General features: G+C 68.0%; 18 protein-coding genes. 8 read left to right on the forward strand and 10 right to left on the reverse strand.

The features are described from left to right. Window positions 1-113: 113 nt before the first annotated feature. From AB0H62_RS50990 to AB0H62_RS51000, 3 genes are read right to left on the reverse strand one after another with little or no spacing between them, the layout of a single operon-like run. Window positions 114-623, reverse strand: a complete 510-nt coding sequence (locus AB0H62_RS50990) for a carbonic anhydrase (RefSeq protein WP_220244240.1) — start codon at window positions 621-623, stop codon at window positions 114-116. Continuing rightward, window positions 623-1,513 (reverse strand): NmrA family NAD(P)-binding protein, encoded by an 891-nt coding sequence (locus tag AB0H62_RS50995; protein ID WP_360592994.1) that lies wholly within the window; start codon window positions 1,511-1,513, stop codon window positions 623-625. Before AB0H62_RS50995 ends, AB0H62_RS50990 begins: the two co-directional genes overlap by 1 nt. A 2-nt stretch (window positions 1,514-1,515) precedes the next feature. Beyond that, window positions 1,516-2,220, reverse strand: coding sequence for an SDR family oxidoreductase (locus AB0H62_RS51000; RefSeq protein WP_220244242.1), 705 nt, complete (start codon window positions 2,218-2,220; stop codon window positions 1,516-1,518). Between the two features lie 133 nt (window positions 2,221-2,353). Here AB0H62_RS51000 and AB0H62_RS51005 point away from each other — a divergent pair, with 133 nt between their 5' ends. Together AB0H62_RS51005 and AB0H62_RS51010 are read left to right on the forward strand one after the other, a co-directional pair. Further along, window positions 2,354-3,007: a helix-turn-helix domain-containing protein gene (locus AB0H62_RS51005; protein WP_360592995.1), complete on the forward strand. Its 654-nt coding sequence runs from the start codon at window positions 2,354-2,356 to the stop codon at window positions 3,005-3,007. Window positions 3,008-3,701: 694 nt separating this feature from the next. Then, a complete protein-coding gene (locus AB0H62_RS51010; RefSeq protein ID WP_220244245.1) occupies window positions 3,702-3,968 on the forward strand; it encodes a hypothetical protein in 267 nt (88 codons plus the stop codon). 305 nt (window positions 3,969-4,273) lie between these two features. Here AB0H62_RS51010 and AB0H62_RS51015 read toward each other — a convergent pair whose 3' ends face one another. Further along, window positions 4,274-4,708 (reverse strand): hypothetical protein, encoded by a 435-nt coding sequence (locus AB0H62_RS51015; RefSeq protein WP_360592996.1) that lies wholly within the window; start codon window positions 4,706-4,708, stop codon window positions 4,274-4,276. 390 nt (window positions 4,709-5,098) lie between these two features. Between AB0H62_RS51015 and AB0H62_RS51020 the strand changes: the two genes are divergently transcribed. Next, complete coding sequence (locus AB0H62_RS51020) at window positions 5,099-5,593, forward strand: SHOCT domain-containing protein (RefSeq protein WP_266118192.1); 495 nt, start codon at window positions 5,099-5,101, stop codon at window positions 5,591-5,593. Between the two features lie 61 nt (window positions 5,594-5,654). On the opposite strand, the gene AB0H62_RS51025 is transcribed toward AB0H62_RS51020, so the two are convergent. After that, the gene (locus AB0H62_RS51025) at window positions 5,655-5,834 is read right to left on the reverse strand and encodes a hypothetical protein (RefSeq protein WP_360592997.1); all 180 of its coding nucleotides are present in this window, start codon (window positions 5,832-5,834) and stop codon (window positions 5,655-5,657) included. A gap of 387 nt (window positions 5,835-6,221) precedes the next feature. Between AB0H62_RS51025 and AB0H62_RS51030 the strand changes: the two genes are divergently transcribed. From AB0H62_RS51030 to zwf, 4 genes are all read left to right on the forward strand, one after another. Further along, the gene (locus tag AB0H62_RS51030) at window positions 6,222-6,860 is read left to right on the forward strand and encodes a hypothetical protein (RefSeq protein WP_360592998.1); all 639 of its coding nucleotides are present in this window, start codon (window positions 6,222-6,224) and stop codon (window positions 6,858-6,860) included. 335 nt (window positions 6,861-7,195) lie between these two features. After that, window positions 7,196-7,642: a DUF6325 family protein gene (locus AB0H62_RS51035; protein WP_255638450.1), complete on the forward strand. Its 447-nt coding sequence runs from the start codon at window positions 7,196-7,198 to the stop codon at window positions 7,640-7,642. Between the two features lie 84 nt (window positions 7,643-7,726). Further along, entirely contained in the window at window positions 7,727-7,945 is a 219-nt protein-coding gene (locus tag AB0H62_RS51040) for an SHOCT domain-containing protein (protein ID WP_255638451.1), read from the forward strand. A 257-nt stretch (window positions 7,946-8,202) separates the two neighbouring features. After that, window positions 8,203-9,609: a glucose-6-phosphate dehydrogenase gene (zwf, locus tag AB0H62_RS51045; RefSeq protein ID WP_220244251.1), complete on the forward strand. Its 1,407-nt coding sequence runs from the start codon at window positions 8,203-8,205 to the stop codon at window positions 9,607-9,609. A gap of 6 nt (window positions 9,610-9,615) precedes the next feature. On the opposite strand, the gene AB0H62_RS51050 is transcribed toward zwf, so the two are convergent. The 5 genes from AB0H62_RS51050 to AB0H62_RS51070 all read right to left on the reverse strand — a co-directional run bounded on the left by AB0H62_RS51050 (window position 9,616) and on the right by AB0H62_RS51070 (window position 16,264). Beyond that, window positions 9,616-11,169 (reverse strand): GMC family oxidoreductase, encoded by a 1,554-nt coding sequence (locus AB0H62_RS51050; protein ID WP_360592999.1) that lies wholly within the window; start codon window positions 11,167-11,169, stop codon window positions 9,616-9,618. A 10-nt stretch (window positions 11,170-11,179) separates the two neighbouring features. Next, window positions 11,180-12,523, reverse strand: a complete 1,344-nt coding sequence (locus tag AB0H62_RS51055; protein ID WP_220244253.1) for an NAD(P)/FAD-dependent oxidoreductase — start codon at window positions 12,521-12,523, stop codon at window positions 11,180-11,182. Beyond that, window positions 12,520-13,728, reverse strand: coding sequence for a glycoside hydrolase family 15 protein (locus AB0H62_RS51060; protein WP_255638452.1), 1,209 nt, complete (start codon window positions 13,726-13,728; stop codon window positions 12,520-12,522). The genes AB0H62_RS51055 and AB0H62_RS51060 overlap by 4 nt, the downstream gene beginning before the upstream one ends. Before the next feature lie 104 nt (window positions 13,729-13,832). Beyond that, entirely contained in the window at window positions 13,833-14,867 is a 1,035-nt protein-coding gene (locus AB0H62_RS51065) for a cytochrome d ubiquinol oxidase subunit II (protein ID WP_360593000.1), read from the reverse strand. Continuing rightward, window positions 14,864-16,264, reverse strand: a complete 1,401-nt coding sequence (locus tag AB0H62_RS51070; protein ID WP_360593001.1) for a cytochrome ubiquinol oxidase subunit I — start codon at window positions 16,262-16,264, stop codon at window positions 14,864-14,866. Before AB0H62_RS51070 ends, AB0H62_RS51065 begins: the two co-directional genes overlap by 4 nt. Window positions 16,265-17,243: 979 nt before the next feature. Here AB0H62_RS51070 and AB0H62_RS51075 point away from each other — a divergent pair. Next, the gene (locus AB0H62_RS51075) at window positions 17,244-17,438 is read left to right on the forward strand and encodes a hypothetical protein (protein ID WP_360593002.1); all 195 of its coding nucleotides are present in this window, start codon (window positions 17,244-17,246) and stop codon (window positions 17,436-17,438) included. Window positions 17,439-17,874 lie beyond the last annotated feature (436 nt).

Genomic DNA, 17,874 nt, shown 5'->3' on the forward strand with positions numbered 1-17,874 from the left:
GCCGCCGCCAAGAAGTAGCACCGCGAGCCTGCTGACCGAGCTGCCGGCTCGTTGACAACGGACCCCCCGTTCGTCAACGAACCGGCATCAGCCGGTCCACAGTGGATGGTCGCCTACGGCCCGACGACGGTTTCCACCAAACCGGTACCGACGTCGTAAACAAGACCCGACACCAGATACCCGGGCAGGCGCGGCTCGGCCCTCAGCAACGCCACGTCCCGAGCCACCGCCGCTCGCGGATCCGCCACGTCGGGCAGCTCGGCCTCAGGCGACCCGAAGTACGGAGCCAGCAGGTCGGGCCGGTCTCGGATCAGGGTGATGCCGCAGCCGGTGTGCTGCAGCACGACGACGTTCCACCCACCGGGACCCGCCCCCGCGGCCGCGGCCAGGTGCTGCAACATCACCAGCTGCTCGATCGTGTCCGGCGTGACGCGTCCGCCGACGTTGCGCAGCACCCCGATCTCCCCCGGCTCCGTGCCGAGCACGACAGCGGGGTCGACCCGCGGGTCGAAACAGCTGATGACGCTCGTCAGCAGGCTCGGCCGCATGATCAACGTGGGATCGAACCGCGTCTCGGCGAACTTCCGGTTCCGCTCGACGAAAGTGTCCACGACTTCAGCCATCACTCGACTCCGTTCAGCAGGGCGGCGTGTTTGCGGGCGAACTCGGCGACGGACATCGGCCGCCGCCCGGTGAGCTTTTCGATGGTGTCGTCGGCGCCGCCGAGCCGTCCGGCGCGATAGTCGATCATGATTCCGCGAATCGACCCGACCAGGTACTCGGGCACGCCGAACGCGGCAATCGTGGCGACGAACTCGTCCAGGTCGCAGTCTTCGTAGACGATCTCCCGGCCCAGCGCGTCTGACAGCTCGGCCGCCATCTTCGCCTGGCCGAGCTCAGCCGGGCCGGACAGCGGGATCGTCCGACCGATGTGGACGCCCGGCTCCTTCAGCAGCGCGGCGATCGCGCGCCCCAGGTCCTCGGTGCCGACGATCGACGACGTGCCCGCACCCGCAGGCATCCACAGCTTCCCCTTGCGCAGGTTCGGCAGGATCCACGGGTAGAGGAACCATTCGAGGAACATCGTCGGGCACAGGTGGACGACGTCCACACCGGACCAGGTGAACACTTCCTGCGACAGGAACGTCTCCCGCGTCGAGATCCCCGTGGACTCGCGGCTGGTGTTGCGCTGCGAGAGGTTGAGGACGGCCGGGCCGCCGGTTTCCTTCACCGCCTGGACAAAGTTGACCGTCGCCTGGATCAGGCCCGGCCGCATCGGGTGGACGAAATATGCGGCGTCCGCGCCCTCGAGCGCGGGCCGCAGCGTGGTGACGTCCTGGAAGTCACCGACAACGACCTCGGCCCCCTGGTCGGCCAGCGCCCGCGCGCGGTCGTCGAGCGTGCGCACCATCGCCCGCACGGTCAGCCCCAGCGCCAGGGCCTCGCGGACGGCGGCCCCTCCAGTGCCACCGGCCGCTCCCGTGACGAGCACTCGTCTGTCTGAAGTGGACACAGTCACCTACCGGCCAGCGCCGGGTAGAGCGCCGTGACGTCGGCCGCGAGTCCGGCGTGGACCTTCTTCGTCATGTCGTCGACCAGAACCTCGTGCTCGCCGGCTTCGAGGGCGTCGAAGATCGCGCTGACGACGTCGGCAGGCTTGTTCATGCCGCCGGTGTCGTTGCCGGCCTGCATCGGAGTGTCGGTCGGGCCGAAGAAGGCCCCGAGGACCTGCACGCCGTCGGGCGCGAGTTCGAGCCGCAGGGCGTTGGTGGCCATCCACAGCCCGGCCTTGGAAACGCTGTGCGCCTTGCCGATGGCGAACCAGCTCAGCACCGACCCCACATTGAGCAGCGCGCCCTTTGCCGTCCGCAGCGCCGGCGCCAGCTCGCGGGTCAGGACGAGCGGGCCCAGCAGGTTGGCCTCGAACACCTCCTCGATCTCCTCGATCGGGGCGGTCAACAGGTCGCTGTGCGGGAAGATCGCCGCGTTGTTGACGAGGATCGTGGTGTCGCCCAGCTTCGCCGCGGCCGTCGCGATCGAGTCCCGGTCGGTCAGATCCAGGTCGACGGTCACGACCCGCTCGTCACCCCACTCTTTCTCCTTGCGGGCAGCCGCATACACGCGGGCCGCACCCCGATCCAGCGCGGCCTGGACGAACGCGGACCCGAGCCCACCGTTCGCGCCCGTCACGCACACCGTCGCGTTCTGCAGAGCAGTCATCGTTGGTTCCCCTTCAGGTTCCGTGGCCCCTTCTTGGTCACGCCGAGGACGTTAACCCGCTCACTTCGTTTTTGCAAGTACAGTCCTTTTGGAGGAGTCTAGTCTCAGTTAGGGACGGTGCTACGCTTAACACATGAAACGGCGTGATTTCGGGCAGTACTGCGGCCTCGCACGAGCCCTGGAGCTCGTCGGCGAACGCTGGGGGCTGCTGATCATCCGCGACCTGGCCATCCACCCGCGCCGCTACACCGATCTCCTCGACGGCCTGCCCGGCATCCCGTCCAACGTGCTGGCCACGCGCTTGAAAGAGTTCGAACAGTCCGGCATCGTCGAACGCCAGATCGCGCCCGCTCCCCGCCGCGGCGTCGTCTACGCCCTCACCCCACTCGGCCAGGAACTCGAACCGGCCATCCACGCCCTCGGCCGCTGGGGCACAACCCAACTCGGCGAACCCCGCCCCGGCGAGATCGTCACCCCCGAATCCCTGGCCATGTCACTCCGCGCCGCCTTCGACCCCTCCGGCGCCACCGACGTCACCGCGTCCTGGGAAATCCACACCCCCGACTTCGCCGTCCACGCCGTCGTCACCAACGGCAAACTCGACGCCGGCGTCGGCCCCGCTCCCTCCGGTGCGGACCTCGTGATCACCCTCCAGCCCGAGGACCTCCCGTCCTACCTGGAGCTGGTGCAGGCCATCAAGTGCGGCCTGGTGAAGATCTCGGGGCCCCGCAAGCTTCTGGACACGTTTACCCGCGTGTTCGCCAGCCGTGGCCCTTCGACTCCCTAGGGTGGATCTCACTTCACTGGGCCCGCGGGCGGCATACTTCCCTGGCTCCGCCCCGATTTACCGGCCGTCCTTCGTGGCCACAGTGGACACTCGCGCGCTCACTGTTCCTGAGTTCTTTCGACCCGATTTGGAACATGGCGAAGCGGCCGACTGCGACGACGACTGCTTCTGCGTATGGGAGAACGACGGCGCCACCGGACGACGGAAATCGGGCGCCTCTGGAAAACAGCAACTACCAGGGGCCAGTCGCTGAACGACGCGACCCCGGGATCGGCCTCGACCTCCACCACCGCCTCGGGCTGCACCGGCAGATATTGCGTGCGCCGCGGCCGAACCCACCGACCGACGTGTACGCCACGGGCTCGCCGGTGGGCAATCTGTGCGCCCAGCCGCGACGTCAGCGGCAGCGACAGCCCGATCTGCCGCCACCCACCGGCGCTGCGTTTGCCAGCTTTGAGCGGCGACGGCCGCGGGACCTCACAGTCGTCGATCTTGCCGCTGAGCACACTCCAAACCTGGCGCGCCAGCAGCAAAGTTCGGCTGATGGCATCTGAGGAACGCTAGCTCGCAGGAGAGATCGGCTGGTGGGCTGAGCCCGAGAGCCCGGCTGGCCGTCAAAGCCTGTGCGAGGCGTAACGGGGTGAGCTCTACGCTCGATATAGGGCAACCTGATCGATCCGCTGGGGAGAAAGATATGGGATCTGACCCGAAGATCGTCTCGCGGTACACCCGCCCGGAAGTGGGCGACCCGGAGACCCGCGCACGCGACCTCGGGGAGCTGGTGGCCGAGCGCTTCAAGTGGGCACAGCTCGCCGTGGTTCCCGGGCAGTTCAACGGCTGGGACGTCGCCGTGCGCATCGACGGTTCGTACTCGAGCCTAGAGGCCGCGATGGCGGCAATGGAGCACCTTGCACACCGTGCGGCGAAGGTGGACTACCTCGACGGAGACGACGCCCAGTAGTCACGCGACACAGAAAGCCGCAACCGTGCAAGGTGTCGTGCGGTCGACGCACCACGCTCCGCCGCACGCTCACCTTCGTTGATCACTGTGGACCCGCCCGCGGGCGCGGTGCGACTGAGTGCCCCGCCGTCGCCCGGCCTGCGACGATCGGCGCGAGATTGAGCCCCGCCGTCCCAAGCGCCTCATCGGTGTCCTTGTCTGCCACGCAAAAGGAGTAACCGGCTCCTGAGTCGAGGCGTCCGATCTGTCGCTCGATGCCACGCGCACCTCCGTCCACACGAGGGAGGACCGGACCTCCTCTGGCGTCAACCTGTGACCTCGACGACCGGCGTCGGCAGCGCGGCGAGCCCGGCCAGCCTGCGCGGCGGGAAGTCGATCCAGCCGGCGAGGAGGAAGCGGTGGGTGTGCAGGTGCAGCTCCTGGAAGCGGTGCCAGCGCCGCACTCCGTCCACCGCGGTGGCCAGGTCGAGGTGCCCGGCGTCGATCGCGTCGGCGAACTCGTCCAAGTCGAGCGGCCGCTGGTGGCGGCCGTCGGTGGACACCATGACATCCGGGTACAGGTCGCGCAGCGCGATCCGCCCGGGCTCGATCGTCACGTGCAGCAGATCGACATACCAGGTGGCCGGTGCGGGCAGGTCCCCGTCGACCCCCACGACGACGCGGCCATCGGTGGTCCGCATCCGCTGCCAGCACGGCTCGGCCATGCCCACCCCGAGGTCCAACAGGACGAACACGCGCACCGGCCGGGTGCGCCCCGGCCACGGCTCAAAACGCTGCGGCAGCTGGAATTCGTAGGCAAGGGTGTCGCCGTCGCGGACCCCGGCAGCGGGCCGACCAGCGGCACCGGGTCACCGTGGTCGCCCCGCCAGACCTCCACGTGCTTCATGGATCTTTCCCACCGCACCCGGCAACCGAAAACCCGACGTCTAGGTCCGCGAATTGCTGGCCGGCCGGGTATTGGCGACCTACCTTCACGGTCCGGTCCTGGCACGCAATTCTGCGCTGACCGACGTGCTGCTGGAATTTAAGGCTTTTCCGCCGACGTGCGGCCCCCTGTGGTCTCCGGCGCGATGGTTTTGGTCGTCGCTGGCGTGTTTCGGTCGACCAGTACTCCTCATCCATTCCAGGTGGTGCGCCAGGCACCCTGTCCGGTCGAGCGTGACTCCGGCGGCATCGGAGCCGCTGCCAATCGGACTGATGATCGGAGGCATCCGGTGTCGAGCTATCCGCTGCTCAACATTTTCTGGACCATGTTGTGGTTCTTCCTCTGGATCTTGTGGTTCATGCTCCTGTTCCGCGTGATAGCGGACATCTTCCGAGACGATCACCTCAACGGCTGGGCCAAGGCGGGGTGGACGATCTTCGTCTGCATCCTGCCATTCCTCGGAATCTTCGTGTACCTCGTTGCCCGCGGCCGTGGCATGGGCGAGCGCGCGCAGGAACGCGCACAGCGCCAGGAGCAGGCATTCCGCTCCTACGTGCAGGACGCGGCGCGCGATAAGCCACCGTCGGACCGTGGACCCGATCGGGTCGGCGAGCTGGAGCGGCTGGCCGGCTTGCGCAAGAGCGGCGACCTCACCGAAGACGAGTACCAACAGGCCAAGTCGAAGCTGCTCGCTGTTTGACGAACCAGAACGACAGACCGACTCCGGGCGGGCGCCGCGGCAGGCACCGCGCAGCCGGTATCTACGGCGCCATCGTGACCGCCGCGCTCACGGTCGCGGTGGTGGTCACGCTGCTCGTGTACTGGGTCGCCGAGGAGTACGCGGAACTGCTCGGCGAACGCCTGGCCGACGTGCGTTTGACCGCGAAACCCGTGACACCGTTCACCGCGGAGGACTGCGCGGCGCGTACGGGGCAACGCACGCGATTGAAGGCACACGCCGTGGGAGGCACAGGTGAGGCCGATGGTCATGACCATGACGAACCGATTTCGCCGGCAGAACAGCCGCTGGCTGCACCACCGCACCCACCCCCGGCAACACCGCCGAGAGTTCGGCCCCAAGGGCGCTACCGCAGGCATCAGTGTCGTCGTCACACGGCGGAACGCCCGGCAAAACGACATTGGACCCTATCCGGACTCAACCCGCCCCTGCACGCTGGATCGCGGACTCCCCGCCGCCGGAGCACCACGCGCCGAGGCGGCGTAGAGCCCCACGGGGCCGGTGTCCTGGCTCCCGGTGCTTCGCTCGACAGTCGAGGTGAACCGTGTTCGCTCGCGTGGTGTGGTGGTCGACAGTGAGTTGCACGAGCGTGATTTGCGCACTCGGTCTCACGCTGGTACCGGCTCTGGCCCTGGTCGCCGTGGCGGCTTCAGCACTGGCCTTGGGCTTGTTCTTCCGGGTCTGCGCCAACGACCGCTGGGTGGAGCGTCGCTTCGGTCCTCGCCACGCGGCCCCGCGAGCAGCCGCGGCGGTCGCCGTCTTCACCGCGGTCGTCGGACTGATCGCGGCGACCATCGCAGTCGTCGCCGGAGCGACCCTCGCCCTGACGACCACCACCATTCTCGTAATCGCCGGCCTCTGGTCGGGGCCAAAGGTCCTCGCCCGGCCTGACCAGCCCCGCCGGCACCGGCGGCCCGCGCCTCTTCCGAACGTCCAGCGCGGGTCGGTCCAGCGCGGGTCCGTCCGGCCGGTGTCGGTCCGGCCGGTGTCGGTCCGGCCGGTGTCGGTCAGCTCGCTGTCGGTCGAAGAGCTCTGCTTGGCGTGGCGGCGGAGTTACGTCGAGCTGGAGCACGTCCGCGACGAAGAGTCGCGGTACGCCGTCATTGCCGCCAGGCAGGCGTACCTCGACGAACTGGAACGGCGCGACCGGCAGGGTTTCACCCGATGGCTGGACAGCGGAGCGCGAGCGGCCGGCGATCCGAGCCGGTTCGTCCGCCCGGCGGAATGATCCCGCATCCGGCGGCTTGCGGTCCAGCGATCGAGGTGTCTGTCCGCGTTGCGCTCTACGTACTGCATCGCGACGTGGGACAGATACGAGTGCTGCCATTCGCTGGACTCGTGGAAGATGATCTTCATCGTGACCGGGGTTCGTGCTGACATCGATGACCGCGACAGGCGCGGGGTCGAAATCGGAAGTGGCGTACCCGCCAAGCCGTGCCCGCGCGACGTCACCTGCTTGGGATGAGGACAGGGCCGGCGCTCAGCTCGAAAGTCGAGTGGTGATGTGTGCGTCCGCTGTGGCGCGCACTACATCCCTGCCGGGAAGTAGCCAGGAGGCCTGTGATGACCGATGCCGTCGAGGCAATGGGGCCGGTCAGCTATCTGATCGTCGAGTTCCCGGGCGGCAAGATAACCGGCCACGGCTTGCCAATTTTAGTGGACTTGGTCGACCAGGGTTTGATCCGAATCCTCGATTTGCTGTTCGTCACCCGGGACGACGATGGGTCGGTGCGCGCGGTCGAGTTGCGCGACCTGGATCTTGACGGCCGGCTTGACGTGGCGACCTTCGAAGGCGCGTCCTCGGGCCTGTTCGACGACGGTGACCTGGCCGATGCCGCGTCCGCGATCGAACCCGGGGCGTCCGCGGCGATCCTGCTGTTCGAGAATCGGTGGGCACGGCCGTTCACGCAGGCCCTGCGCCGCGGTGGGGCCGAGGTGGTGGCTGTCGGTTACGTCCCCCTCGATGCCATCGCCGCATCGCTCGATGCCGCCGAAGCAGCCGACGTCTGATCCGACGGAGAAAGGACGAGAACCATGCCGGGTCTCCTCCGAGGTCTCGCACGAACTGCCGCGATCGCAGGGACTGCGACCGCCGTGTCGAATCGAGTCTCGCGCCGTCAGGGCCAACGCTGGTCCCGGCAGGAGGACGAGCAGTACGCCCAGCAACAGCAGGACGTGCCACCGTCGCAGCCAGCTGCGGCACCCGCTCGCGACACGGTCACGCAGCTCAAGGAGCTTGCCGAGCTCAAGGCGCAGGGCGTCCTCACCGACGCCGAGTTCCAGTCCGAGAAGGCCAAGATCCTCGCGTCATGACACTGCGGGCCCCGGATATGTATATGGAGGGCCGCCGCTGTTCCCGAGCGCGGCCTGTCTGCGGCTCGGTTTCGAGCTGAGCCGGGTGGCCACGAAGCTGCGTTGCCCGTGCGAGTCGTCCTCGATGGAGCCTGGCTGGTCGACGGGGACGAGTCTGCCTCGTGTGGACGGAGTCATCCGGATCGGGCGACGCGCCATGGGCTTTCCGGGCGCCATCGTGGCGACCGGACGCGGCCATGCCCGAGGTGGAGGTAAGGATGACATCGACAGCCACAGAGCCGCAGACGCGGCCGGCGGACGTACTCGTGATTTTCGGTATCACCGGCGACCTGGCGAAGGTGATGACCTTCCGTTCGCTGTACCGGCTCGAGGCCCGTGGCCTGCTGACGTGTCCCATCGTCGGGGTGGCGGCTGACGACTGGGGGCTCGACCAGCTCATCGAACGGGCCCGGTCGTCGATCGAGGCGACCGGAGACCTGGACGAGGCGGTGTTCGATCGCTTCGCCGCCAAGCTGTCCTACGTCAGTGGAGATTTCACCGACCCCGCCACTTTCGAGCGGGTGGGAGACGCCGTCAAGGGTGTTGGGACTCCGGTGTTCTACCTGGAGATCCCGCCGTTCCTGTTCGGACGCGTGGTCAAGGGACTGTCGGAGGCCGGTCTGACCGCCGGCGCCCGGCTCGTCGTCGAGAAGCCGTTCGGACACGACCGGCAGTCCGCGCGTGCGCTGGCCGAGGAGCTGCACCAGTACATCGACGAGTCGCAGCTGTTCCGGATTGACCACTACCTGGGGAAGATGGGGCTGGAGGAGATCCTCCACCTGCGCTTCGCGAACGCCATCCTCGAACCGTTGTGGAGCCGCAACTACCTCGAGTGCGTGCAGATCACGATGGCGGAGAGCTTCGGCGTCGAGGACCGCGGCCATTTCTACGACCCGGTCGGCGCGCTGCGGGACGTCGTCGTGAACCACTTGATGCAGGTGGTCGCGGCTGCCGCGATGGAGCCGCCCTCGCGGGGCGACCCGGTGACGCTGAAGGAGTCGCAGGTCGGTCTGTTCCGAGCGGTGGAGGAGGCTGACCCGGCCCACTACGTGCGCGGCCAGTACGACGGTTACCTCGACATCGACGGTGTTTCGCGCGGCTCGGCCACCGAGACGTATGCGGCGCTGCGGCTCGACATCGAGAACTGGCGCTGGGCCGGCGTGCCGTTTTTCATCCGGACCGGCAAGCGGCTGCCGGTGACGCAGACCGAGCTGCGGCTGGTGTTCAAGCGCCCGCCCAAGCTGGGTTTCGGACTGGTCGGGCACGCGGCGCAGCCGAACCAGCTCGTGCTGAGGCTCGACCCGTCGACCGGGGTCCGGATCCAGGTCGATGCGCGTCGCGCCGACGTGGCCCGGATCGCGCCGATCGACCTCGACATGGAGTTCGCGGCCGAGGGCGGCGAGGGCCCGACACCGTATGAGACCCTGCTGCACGCGGCGATGATCGGGAAGAGCACGCGGTTCTCCCGGCAGGACAGCGTCGAAGAGACCTGGCGGATCATGCAACCCTTGCTCGACGCGCCGCCGCCCGTGCACTCCTACGCGCCCGGCAGCTGGGGCCCGGCCGCGGCCGACGAGATCCCGGCCGGATTCGGCGGCTGGCGTACGCCCTGGATTTCGAGCTGATCGGGCTCAGCCGAGTCGCTGCAGCAGGTGGTCTCCGACTCGCAGTGCGTTCGCGATCGCCGTCAGTGCCGGGTTGACCGCGCCGATGCTCGGGAAGAAGCTCGTGTCGACGACGTAGAGGTTGTCGAGTTCGTGAGCCTTGCAGTCGGAGTCGAGGACAGACGTCGCCGGATCGCGCCCGAACCGCACGGTGCCGACCTGGTGCGCGCAGCCCGCCACCGGAATGTCGTTTTTCATGTAGACGTCGCGCGGAATCAGATGATGCGGATGCATCCCCAGCCGGCTCAGGTGCTTTTTCACGCGGTGGTAGAGCTGCTCCATCGGCTCCTGGTTGTTCGGGGTGTAGCTCAGCACCACGTTCCCGTCGCGGTCGAGCGTCACCCGGTTGTCGGGAACGGGAAGGTCTTCGGCCGACAGCCAGAAGTCGACCGCGTGCTCGGCCACGTCGTGGAGCGCGAACGTCGGTGCCAGCACCGTCTCGAGGGGCTTCTCGCCGCGGTACATCGGTGCGGACGACTTGCCCACCATCTGCAGGTTGCCCATCGGGTAGTCGAAATCGGCGTCGCCGAAGTAGTAGTCGTTGAGACCCAGCGTCTTCTGGAACCGGGTGTCGTTCTTCTCGGTCGAGATCGCGAGGAACGCGCGGCTGTTGTGGAACACGTAGTTGCGGCCGACCTGATCCGACCCGTTGGCGAGGCCGCCCGGATGGCGGTCGTTGGCGCTCGCGAGCAGGATCCGGGCCGAGTTGACCGCGCCCGCCGACACGACGACCACGTCGGCGGCGAACCGCTGCTCCTCGCCGTCCACGTCGGCGACGACCGAGGTCACCGTCCGCCCGGACTCGTCGGTCTCCAGGCGCTGCACCCGGGCGTTGCGGACCAGCGTCACGGTGTCGTGCTCGATGGCCGGTCGCACGGCGATGACGTCCGCGTCGGACTTCGCGTGGACCAGACACGGGAATCCGTCGCAGGTGGCGCAGCGGATGCACGCGCTGAACGCGGGCCGGGCCTCGTCGAGCATTATCCCCGCCGGCGCGTGGAAGGGGTGCAGCCCCACCGCTGCCAGGTCGTCGAACAGCCGCTGGATGCGCGGCTCGTGCGAAACCGGCGGGAAGGGGTACGGCGCGGAAGCGGGCGGATCGGTCGAGTCCTCGCCGCGCTTGCCGTGCACCTGGTAGAGCTGCTCGGCCTGGGTGTAGTACGGCTCCATCTCGTCGTACCCGATGGGCCACGCGGGCGAGATGCCGCCGTGATGCTTGAGCTCGCCGAAGTCTCGCTCTCGCAGCCGATACAGCGCGGCTCCGTAGAACTTCGTCGCACCTCCGACGAAGTAGTGGACCTGAGGCTGGAACGGATTTCCCTTGTCGTCCAACCACTTGTCGGTCGACACGTAGCGGTTGTCGACGAACACCGCCTCGGCGTCCCAATTCTGCGCCTCGCGGGGCAGCCAGTCGCCGCGTTCGAGGATCAGCACGCGCTTTCCCGACGGCGCGAGCCGATGTGCGAGGGTGCCGCCACCGGCTCCGGATCCCACGATGATGACGTCGTAGTGCTCGGTCATGCTGTCCTCCTCAGGAGCTATCAGCTTTCCTTGAAGAGTGGCCACGGTGCACCGAGATGTGCGGGATGTCCGCGGCGTCGTCTCCCCAGGCGATGCGCTTGGGCGTCGCCGACCACTCGACGGTCGCGGCGTGGTCGCGTTCGAAGTAGTCCCAGGCCCACGAGATGAACGCGTCGGCCTTGCTGTGGGCGCCGCTCAGCAGCATCGCGTGGACACCGAGCCAGGCGGCGAACGCGAGGGGCCCGTCGACCTGATGGCGGTGCTTGCCGACCTCGGCGACGGCGGCGTTGCGGCCGATCATGGCCATGATGCCCTTGTCCTTGTAGTGGAACGGCTTCGTGGGCTGTCCGTTGCGCTCGCGAAGGATGTTGCCCGCTGCCCAGTCGCCGGACTGCTGCGCGACCGAGCCCAGCTGCGGCAGCGTTGTGCCGTGCGCCGCCGGGATGTTGGCGGCGTCTCCGATCGCGTACACGCCCGGGTGCCCTTCGACAGTCAGGTCGGGCGACACGTCCACCCGCCCGCCCCGACCGGTCTTGAGCCCGGCGGCGGCCTGCACCACCGGCGCCGCCGACTCACCGCCGCCCCAGATGACGGTGCGGGTGCGGATGGCGGTTCCGTCGTCGAGTTCCACCCGGTCGGCGTGCACCGCCGCGACACCCGTGTCGAGTCGGGGTTCGGCGCCCTGCGTGGTGAGCTTCTTGTGGGCGTACTTGTGCGATCGGCTGGAGAACGCGCCGAGCAGCGTGCTGCCGCGGTCGATCAGGAAGATCCGCCCGGGCTTCGGGATCCGGTCCATGGTCGCGAGGGCGGCCATGAGCTCGGTGAGCGCGCCGGTGATCTCGACCCCGGTCGGGCCGCCGCCCACGACGACGACGTCGAGCGCGTCCTCCTCGAGTTCCCCTGCCGAGACCGCCCGCACCAGGTCCTGCACGTGGAGCCGGAGCCGCTCGGCGTCGGCCACGGAGTAGAGCGGGAACGCGTGCTCGGCGGCGCCCGGGACACCGAAGAACTCGGGCTGCGCGCCCGCCGCGAGCACCAGGTGTGATCCGCCGACCACCTCGCCGTCGGACAGCGTCAGGCTGAGGTTCGCGACGTCGACCTCGGCGACGTGCGCGGTGCGGACCTCGACCGTCGGGTAGGCGTGGAAGATCACCCGGTGCGGGCGGGCGATGTCCTCCGCGGGCAGTTGCGCGGTGGCGACTTGGTAGAGCAATGGCTGGAACTGGTGGTAGTCGTTGCGGTCGACGAGGGTCACCCCGATGCCTTCGTCACCGAGCCGGTGGGCACAGGCGACGCCGGCCAGCCCGCCGCCGAGCACCAGGACGTTCCGGCTCTCGTCGCGCTGCCCGGTCACAGCGACAGCTCCGCCAGGAAGTCGGACAGGATGATCCGCCCGGCCGCCTCGATCAGGGCGAGGTGGGAGAACGCCTGGGGGAAGTTGCCCAGGTGCCGTGCGCGGTCGACTTCGAACTCCTCCGCGTACAGGCCCAACGGCGACGCGATCCGCAGCAGGCGCTCCATGAGGCTCGTCGCCCGGTCCATCTCGCCGACCACGGCGAGCGCGGAGACCAGCCAGTACGAGCAGATCAGGAACGTGCCTTCCTTGCCGGACAGACCGTCGTCGGTTTCGTCGGTGCGGTACCGAAGGACGAAACCGTTCTCGGTCAGCTCGGTGTCAATCGCGTCGACGGTGTTGCGCATTCGTTCGTCGGTGCCCGGCAGGAAGCCGAACAGGGCTGCGAGCAGGGTCGAGGCGTCCAGCGCGTCGGTGTCGTAGTGCTGCCGGAGCACGCCGCGGTCGCTCACGCCGTGCTCGAGGATGTCCGCACGGATCTCGTCCGCCGTCGAGCGCCACTGGCCGGCGAGCTTGTCGTCGTCCCGGATGTTCGCCAGCTTGGCGGCCCGGTCGAGCGCCACCCAGCCCATCAGCTTCGACGACACGTAGTGCTGCGGCTTGCCGCGAGCCTCCCAGATGCCCTGGTCCGGTTCGCGCCACGCCGCGATCGCACCCGCCGCCTGCGACTGGACGAGAGGCCAGAGCCGGCGCGGCAGGTGCTGGCTTCTGCTGGTGTGCAGCAGAAGCGAGTCCAGAACCGCGCCGAAGACGTCGTTCTGGCGCTGGTCGAACGCACCGTTGCCGATCCGCACCGGCCGGGCGCCTTCGTAGCCGTTCAGGTCGTCGCGAGTGGACTCGGTCAGGTCCCGGCGTCCGTCGATGCCGTACATGATCTGCAGGCCGCCGTCGGGGTTCGGCTCGAGGTCGGCCACGAACTGCATGAACTCGTCGGCTTCCCAGTCGAGGTTCAGGTAGTGCAGCGCCTGGAGTGTGAACGTGGTGTCGCGGATCCAGGTGTAGCGGTAATCCCAGTTGCGCTCACCGCCCGGCGCCTCGGGCAATGACGTCGTCAGGGCCGCGACCGTCGCGCCGGTCGGCATGTAGGTCAGGCCTTTGATGGTGAGCGCCGAGCGCTCGAGCGGATGACGCAGTGGGTGGTCCGGGATCCGGGCACGCGCCAGCCAGCCGGCAATCGGCGGGAAGGGCGAGGTCGTGGAACTCACGGAGGCTCCTTCACAGTCGTGACGCGCGAAATCCCGGGCCTGTTCCGACGATCGATGGACGGGGCTGTGCCGCAATCACCTTTCGCAGGTGATTGCGGCACGGCTCAGCCGGCCGCGCGGTCAGCGGCGTCCTCGACGCCTTCCTCGGGCAGCAGCCGGCGCTGGTCGAGCACGTACAGCAGCACGAAGCCCGGCAGCACGATCAGCACCGCCACCCCCACCGCGACCAGCAATGCGACCAGGGTTCCGGTCGGCGCGGCGGCAGCAGAGACGGTGACGCTCTCCGGCAGCAGGTAGGGCCACTGCGCCACGCCCCAGCTGAAAATGATGCAGGCCACCGCGACCACAGCGAGCACTCGTGCACCTCGGGCGGCGTCGCGGACCAGCAGCACCAGAGCGCCGAACCCGCTCAGGACGCTGAGCACGACCAGTGGCAACGCCCACGACGAGGTCAAGCGGTCGAAGACGTGCGGGGCCGAGGAGCTCAGGACGACGAAGCCGATCACGGCGACCACGGCCGCGACCACGGCGGCCACCACCGCGCGGCGGCGGAAGTAGACCGCCATCGCGGTGTCATCTGCTCGCCGTGCGTCCCAGACGAGATACACCGCCGCCAGGTACGCCGCCAGCACGACCGCCAGGCCGCCCGTCACCAGTGACGTCGGGTTCAGCCAGCTGTCGACGGGATCGCCGGCCTTCCCGCCGGCCGGCACGTGACCCGAAGCGATGCCGCCCGCGATCGCGCCGAAGCAGAAGGGCACGAGCACGGACGAGAGTGCGAATGCGCCACCGAAGACACGACGGGAGCGAACGGTGACGACAGACTTGCGGAACGCGAAGCTCGCGCCACGCAACACGATGCCGAGTGCCGCGATGGTCAGCGGGACGAACATGGTCAGCGTGATCGACTGGTACGCCGACGGAAAGGCGGACCACGTGACGACGAAGATGAAGATCAGCCAGACGTGATTGGCCTCCCACACCGGGCCGATCGATCGCTCTATCAAGCCGCGCGGTGCGGCACCTCGCGCCGGCCCGCCGGCGGTCAGGTCCCAGAAGCCGGCACCGAAGTCGGCTCCCCCGAAGACCGCGTACGTCGCGAGGGCGACCAGCAGCACGGTGACCACGGCGGTGCTCACGGCTCGGACTCGACGGTCTCGGCCGGCTCGGGTTTCTTCGTCGGTCCGTACGGAGTGTCGATGTCGGCGAGCCCTCCTGCCCGGCGGAAGCGCCTGCTCATCGAGCGGAGCACCATGATCGTCGTGACGCCGAGTGCCAGGTAGAGAACGATCACGGCGATGAAGGTGATCCAGACACCGGCGTTCCCGGTCGCCGCGGCCTCGACCTTCATCAGGTTGTAGACGATCCACGGCTGGCGGCCGACTTCGGTGACCACCCAGCCGGCTTCCATCGTGACGACCGCGAGCACGCCCGAGCACGCCGCGACGCGCAGGAACCACTTGCCCGTCGGCGCGCGTCGTCGGATCAACCAGATCGCGGCGTACCAGAGGGACAGCAGCAACAACAGCGTCCCGAGACCGACCATCACGTCCCAGGCGAGGTGGACGACGTTGGCCTCCAGGATCGTCGGACGGGTGTCGGCCGGCACGCTGTCGAGGCCTTGGACGACGGTCGACCGGCCGGTGCTCGGGTCGGACAGCCACGACGCCATGCCGGGGATCGGGATGCCGCCGGTGACCGTGCCGTCCGCGTTGAGGTGGCCCAGCAGTGTCTCGGGAACGTCCGAGCTGGTCGTCGGCACCAGTTCGATGGCGGCAAACTTGACCGGCTGGTTGTCATACACCCAACGCGCCAGGGTGTCGCCCACGCCGATCTGGATCGGTGTCGCCACCGCGGCGACGCTGAAGGGGATGGCGAACCCGAGCTTGTGGTAGCGATCGACCCGGCCGCGCAGCATGCCGACCGCGTAGACCGACGAGATCAGGAACCCGCCGACCAGATAGGCGGCGACGACCATGTGCGCGGCCTGCAGCGGCATCGCGTCGTTGAAAATCACCCCGAGCGGGTCGACGTCGACGATCTCGCCCTGCGCGTTCGCGGTGAACCCGGTGGGGGCGTTCATCCAGGCGTTCGCCGCCACCACGGAGATCGAGCCGAACACCCCGGCGAGGACGATCGGCACGCCGGTCCAGAAGTGCGTCCACGGTTTCAGCCGGCGCCAGCCGAAGATGTAGATGGCGACGAAAATCGCCTCGGTGAAGAAGAACAGCCCCTCGAACGCGAACGGGATGCCGAAGGCCTCGCCCCAGGTCCCCATGAAGTGCGGCCAGAGCAGGCCGAACTCGAAGCTCAGCACGGTCCCGGTCACCGCGCCCACGGCGAAGGTCACGGCCATGTACTTCGACCACCGCTGTGCGAGCACCAACGCGGCACGGTCGTCCTTCCGTAACGCCCGGTAGTTCGCGATCAGCACCATGAACGCCCACGACACACCGAGCGGGACCAGGATGATGTGGAAAGCAAGGGTGAACGCCATCTGCGAACGCGCCCACGGGACCGGGTTCACGGCAGCCATGGTCGCCAGGCCAGTCAACGTCTCGCCCACAATCACCCCTGCCTCCCTGTGCACGGCCGCCGCCGCTCGGAGAGTTCGCCGATTGGGGCGCTGGCCCGACCCTCTCCGGTCCCGATCCCGACGGGCATCACCCAGCACGGATGACGTCGGCCGCCGATCGGACTGCGCCCGCACCGCCGCCACCCGACGATCGTGCCGTTGTCGTTGACCACCACGATCTCGCGTTCCAGTACTGCCCGCGGCGCAACCTGCGGCGCACCAGTTCTCGCCGGTTTGAGCGGCGCCGCCTACGCAGGCCCACGACAAGTGAAGCCAAAACTGGTACAAGCGGCTCTGTCCCCTGCACCTGTTGCAGGTCCTCGCAACAGGTGCAGATCAAGGAGAATCGTCGCCCGCTGGAAGCGTTTCACAGATGAGTCGAAGTTGTTGCCACCGTAGTAGGTGAAGTTGTACCTGGAGTTCGGCGGATCACAGCTTCGCCGGCCGTCGTAGTTGTGTCCCTCGTACAAGCAGAAGTTCCATGGCGATCAATTCCGCTGCGAGCCGGCCGCCTTGTCCAGGCCCGGGTTGGCGAGGTTCGGCGACCCGGTCGTCAAGAATGCCATCGCCCGGCGCCGTCGCAGCCATCGAAAAGGCAGTAGTAGCCCGCAGAGCAGTCTTCCCAGCCGCCCGCCTGACCGGCCGCAACGCTGCCGGCGCAGCAGTAAGCCGAGCGCAGGCAGGGCGCAGAGGGCAGTGTTGGACATGGGTGTCCCCTTCGATGAATTGCAAAATTTTGGTTTGAAATGATTAGCCGATAGCACAGGTCCTCGAGCAGGACCTACTACTCTTGCCGTCTGGTCATGCCCGGGGCAGAGGCAGCCTCGCGGACCTGCTTCCATGACTGGCAGCGATCGCACCAGGCGAAGCCGGCGGCAGCGCCAGGAGCGGCCGCCAGGTCGTCGAGAGTATTCTCGCCTGCGTCGATGATCGGGCTGCGATGACCGCCGCATACTCGCTGCGCGGCCGCGACCAGCCTACCGCGTCCACGCCCATCACCCGGGAAGAAGTGTCGGCCTGCCACCAAGCGCGCCAATTCGTGTTCACCGCCGACGAAGTTCTCGATCGCATCGACGAGGTTGGCGACCTTCTTCAACCTCTCCTTGGCACCACCGCGCCATTGTCGGAGCGATAGTCGCACACTTGGCCCACGCGCTCGAAGGCAAGGCCCAGGCGGCATACCCATGTCGCGGCCGTCTTGGAGCGGCGACTTCTCCATGGGCTCCAAACCCGCCGGGACGACGCCTCCACTGCCGGCAACACACCAGCCGAGGGCGATCTCCGGGGTGCACGCGCATGAGAACCCCAGGATCCAGTAGGAACTCCACCAGCTGGCCCGGTTCCGTCCAAACACCACGAAGTTCGCACGGACGGGAAACAGTCCGTCATTTCCTCAATGCAACCGCGCCGAAATGGCCAGAAATATTTGGTGATATGATTCCGCCCAGTCACAGCCTTCGTGCGCCTGGTCACGGCCAGCATGCACGCCAATTTCAAGGAGCACTCATGGCCCAGAAGGTTCTCGTCGAAATGCTGGACGACATCGACGGCAGCCCGGCCACCCAGACAGT

It is taken from the genome of Amycolatopsis sp. NPDC050768 (assembly GCF_040654155.1).
Taxonomy (GTDB): Bacteria; Actinomycetota; Actinomycetes; order Mycobacteriales; family Pseudonocardiaceae; genus Amycolatopsis.